This is a genomic window from Microcystis sp. M090S1, assembly GCF_020246295.1.
GTDB classification, from domain to species: Bacteria; Cyanobacteriota; Cyanobacteriia; order Cyanobacteriales; family Microcystaceae; genus Microcystis; species Microcystis aeruginosa.
This window is the reverse complement of record NZ_JADBTF010000307.1, coordinates 1-7,983: the sequence shown is the minus strand read 5'-3', so window position 1 is coordinate 7,983 and position 7,983 is coordinate 1. Positions and strand designations below refer to the sequence as shown.

Sequence of the window (7,983 nt, the reverse complement as noted above, 5' to 3'; positions counted from 1 at the left end):
GCCATTTATGAGGGAACCTTCCGCACGCCAGATTATTTCATCTACGATCCTTTCGATGGCAATTCTTTACAAGGATGGCATTTAGGAGCAGACCAACGCTACCATTCTTTAGAACGAAATGAGCGCGGCTGGTTATGGTGCGAAACCTTAGGCTATTGGTTGGGAACTTGGGAGGGGACTATTGACCGAGAAACGGCAATTTGGGCGAGATTTTATGACCCGGAAGGCAATTTAATCCCCTTGCCAGAAGAAGCGGCCCAGGAGCAGGCGGCCGCAGCACAGGAGCAGGCGGCCGCGGCACAGGAGCAGGCGGCCGCGGCACAGGAGCAGGCGGCCGCAGCACAGGAGCAATTAAATGCTACTCAGCAAGCTCTGGAAGCGGAAAGACAGCGTTCTCAACGGCTGGCGGCTCGTTTGCGAGAAATGGGGATAGAGCTATAGTATAGCTGTATTTGTTTAGGTGAGGAGGTAAACTACTGGTGTTCCTCCTCGCTTAAAGTCGGTTAATTTCTCCTTTCACGGTTGAGAGATCCTGCAATCCCAGTGTATTTGAAATCTAGCTCGACACCTGTTTGCTGCTGTGATTACCTTTTGACCAGTGGGTAATTATTGATCAGAGTTTTCTTTGATTCTTCCTTAAACAGTAAACAGTAAACAGTAAACAGTAAACTGAAAACTCAAATCTGATAACTGATAACTGATAACTGATAACTGATAACTGATAACTGATAACTGATAACTGATAACTGATAACTGATAACTGATAACTGATAACTGATAACTGTCTCAACTAGGAAATTTATTTGGCACGACTACTTATACTTATATGTCTAATCTATCTTTGGGCGCGCAACCTCCCCTCGAATTTATCCCCCCTGACCTTAATTCCTTGCTTTTAAAGGGATGTCAAATCTTTTTACCTCTTTGGTTACAAACTCAAACCAACTTAAGAGAAATTTCCGCCGCCAATCTAGAAACTTTAATCACATTTTATCAAAAAAGTCAAGAGAAAAAAGTCCGTTTACTGCTTGCTTTCCGTCATCCCAGTATTAACGATCCCTACTGTATGGCCTATCTTTTGTGGAAATTAGTACCCAAAAAAGCCCAAGAGTTAGGAATAAAATTAAACAATCCAATTCACGCTCATTTTATGTATGATCGAGGGATTCCTTTATGGGCTGGAGAAAGGGTAGGATGGTTATATTCTAAGTTAGGTGGCACACCAATTCAACGGGGAAAAGCCGATTTAATCGGATTGCGTTCGGCTCGTCGTTTATTATTAGAAGGAGATTATCCTTTAGCCGCTGCTCCGGAAGGGGCAACTAACGGACATAATGAGCTTGTTAGCGCAATTGAACCAGGTATTTCTCAATTAGCTTTTTGGGGGGTGGATGATGTCAAAAAAGCTAAACAACAGCAAGAAGTAATTATTTTACCTATTGGTATTCAGTATTTTTATCTGACTCCAGTGTGGCAAGAAATCGAGCAAATTTTAACTAATTTAGAAAACGATATCGGTTTAGAACCCACCCCGAATTCATCCCGATACGAAAAGGTTTTATACGAGCGTCTTTTTCGGTTAGGAGAAAGATTATTATCCTTAATGGAGGATTTTTATCGAGATTTCTACTATCAATCTTTGCCTGTAGTACCTGCCAATGGCGATGATCCAAACGAAACCCTAGCCAAACGTTTAGCCAATTTATTAGATGTGGCCCTACAAACCGTAGAAAAGTATTTTAATGTTTCTCCTAATGGTAATGTAATCGATCGCTGTCGTCGTTTGGAACAAGCAGGATGGGAACGTATTTATCGCCAAGAATTAAAACTCACTCATTCTATTTCTCCCCTTGAATTAGGATTAGCTGATCGCCTGGCCGATGAAGCTAATTTAAAAATGTGGCACATGAGAATTGTCGAAAGTTTCGTGTCAGTAACCGGTTATTATGTCAAAGAAAAACCCACCGTAGAAAGATTCGCCGAGACAATTTTATTACTCTGGGATTTAGTGACAAGAATTAAGGGAGGTAATCCCTTTTTTCGTCCCCAAATTGGTCAACAAAAAGCGATAATAACTATTGGTAAACCTATTTCCGTATCCGAGCGCTATGCTGATTATAAAAGCGATCGACGCTCGGCCGTAGCCCAATTAACCCAAGATTTACAAACCAGTTTAGAAAGTTTAATTATTCATCAGTAGATAATTAGGGTTTGCTGAATAAGTTTGTTGGTGGGGTTAGGAGTCAGTTATCAGATTTGAGTTATCAGATTTGAGTTATCAGTTATCAGTTCACTGATTACTGTTCACCGAGAAAACCCCCCACTTCCCCGGGAAAAACTTTTTCACCTAGCTCTAGTATAGGAGATAGTACGGGAATCTGGAAAAACTCAATACCGAAAACCCTACCCCGGTCAGAGAATCTTTTATCTATCATAAGAGTGTAGAGATAAACCAACATCTCTAGCGTTAAGAAAACTTCGGAGGTGACTTATATGGCACTTATACGTTGGGAACCTTTCAGAGAAGTAGAAAGCCTACAGAAAGAAATGAATCGCTTGTTTGACCGTCTTGTGCCGACTGATGTAGGCAATGGCGAAAAAATGGGGTTATCCTTCATCCCGGCGGCGGAAATGACCGAAACGCCAGAGGCAGTTCAGCTTAAACTGGAAATACCCGGTATGGAAGCCAAAGACCTCAACCTGGAAGTAACAGCCGATAGTCTGACCATTAATGGTGAAAGGAAATCGGAAATTAAAACCGAAGAAGAAGGATTTACCCGCACTGAGTTCCGTTATGGTAAATTCCATCGGGTTATTCCTCTACCGGTTCGGGTTGATAACAATAACGTGACTGCTGAATACAAAGATGGCATTCTCAATCTCACTCTCCCGAAAGCGGAAGAAGAAAAAAATAAAGTGGTGAAAGTGTCCATCAATCCTACCATTGCTCAATGATGTAGCACTCATTGTCCGGTCTTGAGCAAAAAGGTTAACCTAGTCTGATTAAACCAAAGCGGGAGTATCAAACCATACTTCCGCTTTTAGCTTCCTAAACCTTTAACTTAAAACTTCTAACACTGCTTGGGGTGATAATTTATCTTTAAACCAGATAACCTGAGCGGGTAGATTTTGAAATTTAACTCCAGCTTTTTCTAGATTTAACCGTTCCGATACGGCTAAAATTAGATTACTTGCTTGGGCCGATTTAACCTGTAAAAATTTCTTTTGTAGGTATTCTGGTCGCCAATAACCAACAATTTCGAGGAGAAAAACGCGACCATCGGGATGCACTAAACGGAAATCGGGAATCATCACTCCTCCGGGTAAAGGCACTAAATCCACTTCCCTTTCTAGTTGCCATTCAGTTTTTAACTGTAACCAACGTTTAGCGAAAGATTCCTCTAACATACTATCGTAGGGTTTACCTGGGGAATAGTGGGACACCAGACCACAGTTATCCTCTAAATTGAACTGTTGTTTTTTAATAGTGCCTGTATAGGAATCTTTATACTGTAATTGTGCCTTCAGATTCCAGTGAGTAACATGGAGTAAGGCAGGAATTAATTTAGCGATTTCAATGCCATAACGACTGTTAGCTTTAAATAAACTGGTGGGACCATCGATAGTAATAGTAAATCCCGTGTCGGCATCCCCTTCGATATAAGTCATTAAACGAAATAGTTTTAGATAGCGAAAGAGATATTTATATTCCCCCGGATCGTTGCGGTGGACGTTGATGATTAAATAACTGGCCCGATAAAAAATACCTTGAATTTGCGAGAGGTTAAAACGATGAATTAAGTTTTCGGGGGTGGGAGCATCAAATTGAGTGAGAATTTTATTCTCTGCTAAATCAGCATAGAGTCCTTTTTCTAGAGCTACTGGAAAAATTTCTTGATTTAATTCTTGGCTGAGTTGCTGGGCAATTGTTTGAAGAATTAGCGATCGATTTTGGGGAATAGGAACAAAGTTAGCCGCTTGTTCAAAAACTCTTTTTCTTAATTCCTGCGGTTCTAAGGGACTAATAATCTCAAAGGTGGCAAAATGATTGGTTAATAGGTGAGCAAATCCCCGTTTAATTTTATAATCGGGACTGTCTCCCTCCAAGATTAGGAGTTTTTGGCTTAATTCTCCCTTAGTTTGACCGATACTTTCCTGAAAACAGTTGATTTGTTCTTTAGCGATCATCAGATAATCAGGAGCGATCGGTAAGCGTTTGGGAATAATTGTCTCGCCATTTTGACGGGAAATCAATAAATCGGTCGGTAACATGGCAAGCTAGAGAAGAATAATCAGATGGGGAGAGGTGGGACGACAAGGAAAGGTCGAAACCCCAAAAATCCCCCGATTCTAACTATTTTGGTCGATATAACGCTCTAAATCCTCGATCACACGGGTTAATTCTGCTTCTGTGGTTAAGCGTAGGCGATCGTCACGAACCGTTAACAAAACTTTAGCCGAAAAAGGACTCGGATAAATATTGGGATTACAAAACACTTCCAGAAACACATCACCAGTGTGCTGATATTCCATCGGTTTTTGGGGTTGGGGTTTACCCCCACTAGAGGCATTACTGGCGATCGCTTTCAGGCGATCAAGTAAAATATTAATTTCCCTTTGCAAATCCAGAGCAGCACTGGGACTGAAACGAAAAGTAACGGAACCTTGCAAGAGATTAAGAGTTAAAGGAATCATGGAAAAAATCAGGTTAAGAGAAAGCCTGAAGTCAATTATATTAATTTGTGGAAATTTGGGGAAATTGGGTTTTGGGGGATTGTTCAGTCATCAGTCATCAGTCATCAGTAAACAGTAATCAGTGAGGTTCTTCGTTACTTGGTCTGGTTCGATCGGGTGATCGCTAAGTAGGTGGGTGGAATTAAATATAAGATGAACGTAGGTTGGGTTGAAGCATGAAACCCAACGCCTAGGTTCGGTTCGATCGGGTGATCGCTAAATGTCTTTCTATATAATGGTTTCATCCCTTATAACCCCGTCCATTGCATAACAGGAACCGAAAGGCCATCAGTGAACTGAAAACTCACCACTGATAACTGATAACTGATAACTGAATTTACCGACGGGGAACGAGATTAATCCGGCCCTCGTCCATTTCATCCATGAGTAACTCTAGGGCCTCGTAATCCACATCGGAAACGTAGCCAAGACGAGCGAGGAGTTCATTAATTCCGTTTTCGATTTCTGGCGTGATTTGACGATAATATAGGGCTTGTTCCACTAATTGGCGGATAGTCGGCTGGGTATCCACAATTTCCTTACTCTAGCTCAATAAATCTAGTTTCTGTATCCTGCTTTACTTTATTTCAGCAAAAATACCAGTATAATGCTGGGTCATCATCAGTCATTCGGGATTAGAGCTTAAACCTAACGACTTTCCCCTGATGTTCGCCCTAGTGAGCCTTGATCACTGTTCCTCTTTACTCCCCGGATCATCAGGTTAACCTAAAACCGGTTCCTTTCTAAAGGGGTAAAGATTAAGAAAAGATTAATCTTTTCAGGAGAGAGAAAATTGATCAAGACGAAGGTTACAAAATCAGAAAGTTAGGACATAATAGCGGTATCTGATCTCCAGTTAAAAGGTTCATTTATGAATTTCAAAGCCCAGCCATGAAAAGTCCTGTAAAAGTCCCGGAAATTGCTCTATTTGAGCCAAACGGCTATATTACCGCCGCTAACGTCCTAGAATTTCAAGAGCAGCTCACCAATCTGGTTAACCAGAGTCGCTCTATCACTTTTCTCGTGGATATGAGTAGGGTGGAATTCCTCGACAGCGCTGGATTAATGGCTTTAGTTACTGCCTTTCGTCTGGCTCAAAGTCAAGAAAAATCTTTCAATATCTGTTCTATTCCACCTTCAGTCAAGATTATCTTTGAATTAACCCAACTCGATCGGGTTCTCTCGGTTTTCCCTAGCCGTGCTGACTTTGATGCTGTTATCACCCTCCCTCAAGCGGCGTAAGCAGACAAAATAGGGTTTCTCGCCGTAATTTCTCGGCTGCACTCTCAATTCTACCGGTAAATCACCTCTTGACCGGACAGATTGCCATTGGTACAACCGACTCCTCAAAACAACAATTTTTCTCAAGGAGAGGCATTATACTGTTGAGATGGCTCTCCTCGTTTTTGGATATTATTTCGGGGGGCAAACTAGCATACACTTGTTGGGAGCAGCTCACAAAAGGCTGTCTATTAAGAAATTCCATGACTTTAGTGATGACAGAGGGGAAGGGGGCCAAGATGGTAGATAGGTAATGAGTAGTAATTTCCTAGAATCCATGACAGTCAAAAATCTCCAGTATGCTTATTTTCCCGGTTGTGTCGCCCAAGGTGCCTGTCGGGAACTATATTTATCCACGGCAGCCCTGACGGAAGCTTTGGGGATTAATTTAGTCGAACTCAAAAAAGCTGCCTGTTGTGGTTCGGGAACTTATAAGGAAGATTCGCAACTCTTGGAAGATGCCGTCAATGCGCGCAATATTGCCCTAGCGGAAGCCCTCAATTTACCCCTGTTGACTCACTGTAGCACCTGTCAAGGAGTGATCGGTCATGTGGACGAGCGCTTGAAGGAAGCAAAGCATAATAATCCCAATTATGTTGAGGAAGTTAATAATTATTTACAGAAAGAACATTGTTCCCCCTACCAAGGTACGACGACGGTTAAGCACCTACTCTGGGCAATTGTGGGCGATTATGGCTTAGATAATCTGGCGGCCAAGGTGGTTCGTCCCTTATCAGGCTTAAATTGTGCCAGTTTTTATGGTTGTTATCTCCTGCGCGCCCAGGATACTCTCCCCTACGATAATCCTTTTCAGCCGGAATCCCTAGAAAATGTCTTTCGGACCGTGGGAGCAAATCCGATTTATTATCAAGGACGCACTCAATGCTGTGGTTGGCCCCTGTCCAGTTATGCCACCACCCAATCGTTCCAAATGGCAGGAAAACACATTTTAGAGGCGATGGCAGCGGGGGCCGATTGTTTAGTCACCCCTTGTCCTTTATGCCATCTTAATCTTGATTCCCGACAACCGGAAGTGGCAAAAGCGATCGGTCGAAGTTTAGGTTTACCCGTGTTACATTTTTCCCAATTAGTCGCTTTAGCGCTCGGAGTCAGTCCCGATCGTTTAGGATTAGATCGACACATCGTTTCCACCAAATCCCTCTTAAAGAAATTGGGGTTTTAGAACTCAATCAGGAGTGTTAGCAATGGATTGGTTAAAAAGAATTTTTGGCTTAGATAAACCGGCAGATGCCGCTAGTGCGATCGCAGGGAAGGCCGCTGCTGCCGGTATTCCCCCCGAAAGAGTCGGATTAGATGGAAAATACGACGAAAGCGGCCTAGCTAAACGAGTAGTTTTAGCTTTTGACGAGACACCGGATTTAGCTGATGAAGACAAATTGTGGGTCGCTCAAACTGGTGGTAAAGTTGTACTAAAAGGCAAGGTTTCCAATCAGGCGACTTTAAATAAAATGGTTGCAATTGCCAGTAAAGTCCATGGGGCAACCGGCGTCGATACCAGTCAAGTAACTATTGGGTGAAGTCGAACGGCTGTTAACCTCTTGTAAAAATCAAAAATTGTTGTTAGGGTTAGGAGTCAGTCCTGATGCAACAAGTTACACCGCCAAACATGAAAATATTCTGATCCTAAATCTGGTTATTAAAAACGGATTATTTATTCCCCCTTTTGCATGAGTGCCTCTCCTGATATGTAGCCTAGACTCAAGGGATTTAGTATTACTTCCGACTTTATCGCTCAATCCAAGCTTTTGGGGGGTAGAACCCCCCAAACCCCTAGGGCTGTTTCATTCTCCCATCAGAATATCAAAAGTAAAAGCGATCACTGTCAGGTAAAATGAGGAGTGACCGCCAACTTTTCAAATAGATGTTGAGACTAATAGAAAAACTGAAACAAGTCAAGGACTTTCGGAAAGATAAAGGAAAAAGACACCCTTTATGGATAGTATTAGT

Annotated in this window: 8 protein-coding genes and 1 pseudogene; 6 read left to right on the top strand and 3 right to left on the bottom strand. The window is 42.2% G+C overall.

Annotation, left to right across the window (positions count from 1 at the left end; all coding sequences use genetic code 11):
* The 3 genes and pseudogenes from IM477_RS13285 to IM477_RS13275 form a co-directional block, all read left to right on the top strand.
* A pseudogene (locus IM477_RS13285) lies at positions 1-441 on the top strand (Uma2 family endonuclease); the annotation flags it as partial.
* A 385-nt stretch (positions 442-826) separates the two neighbouring features.
* Entirely contained in the window at positions 827-2,200 is a 1,374-nt protein-coding gene (locus IM477_RS13280; RefSeq protein ID WP_287732105.1) for a 1-acyl-sn-glycerol-3-phosphate acyltransferase, read from the top strand.
* A gap of 293 nt (positions 2,201-2,493) precedes the next feature.
* The gene (locus tag IM477_RS13275) at positions 2,494-2,955 is read left to right on the top strand and encodes an Hsp20/alpha crystallin family protein (RefSeq protein WP_002761262.1); all 462 of its coding nucleotides are present in this window, start codon (positions 2,494-2,496) and stop codon (positions 2,953-2,955) included.
* A gap of 102 nt (positions 2,956-3,057) precedes the next feature.
* Here IM477_RS13275 and IM477_RS13270 read toward each other — a convergent pair whose 3' ends face one another.
* From IM477_RS13270 to IM477_RS13260, 3 genes are all read right to left on the bottom strand, one after another.
* Positions 3,058-4,272 carry a DUF790 family protein gene (locus IM477_RS13270; RefSeq protein WP_287732104.1) on the bottom strand — a complete coding sequence of 405 codons (1,215 nt, stop codon included), beginning with the start codon at positions 4,270-4,272 and terminating at the stop codon, positions 3,058-3,060.
* Between the two features lie 78 nt (positions 4,273-4,350).
* Positions 4,351-4,695: a hypothetical protein gene (locus tag IM477_RS13265; RefSeq protein WP_287732103.1), complete on the bottom strand. Its 345-nt coding sequence runs from the start codon at positions 4,693-4,695 to the stop codon at positions 4,351-4,353.
* A gap of 376 nt (positions 4,696-5,071) precedes the next feature.
* Positions 5,072-5,266 carry a hypothetical protein gene (locus IM477_RS13260; protein ID WP_002761266.1) on the bottom strand — a complete coding sequence of 65 codons (195 nt, stop codon included), beginning with the start codon at positions 5,264-5,266 and terminating at the stop codon, positions 5,072-5,074.
* A gap of 359 nt (positions 5,267-5,625) precedes the next feature.
* Here IM477_RS13260 and IM477_RS13255 point away from each other — a divergent pair, with 359 nt between their 5' ends.
* From IM477_RS13255 to IM477_RS13245, 3 genes are all read left to right on the top strand, one after another.
* Complete coding sequence (locus tag IM477_RS13255) at positions 5,626-5,976, top strand: STAS domain-containing protein (protein ID WP_002761268.1); 351 nt, start codon at positions 5,626-5,628, stop codon at positions 5,974-5,976.
* 292 nt (positions 5,977-6,268) lie between these two features.
* Positions 6,269-7,198, top strand: coding sequence for a CoB--CoM heterodisulfide reductase iron-sulfur subunit B family protein (locus IM477_RS13250; RefSeq protein WP_287732102.1), 930 nt, complete (start codon positions 6,269-6,271; stop codon positions 7,196-7,198).
* Positions 7,199-7,220: 22 nt separating this feature from the next.
* A complete protein-coding gene (locus IM477_RS13245) occupies positions 7,221-7,553 on the top strand; it encodes a BON domain-containing protein (RefSeq protein WP_004162645.1) in 333 nt (110 codons plus the stop codon).
* Positions 7,554-7,983: the final 430 nt, after the last annotated feature.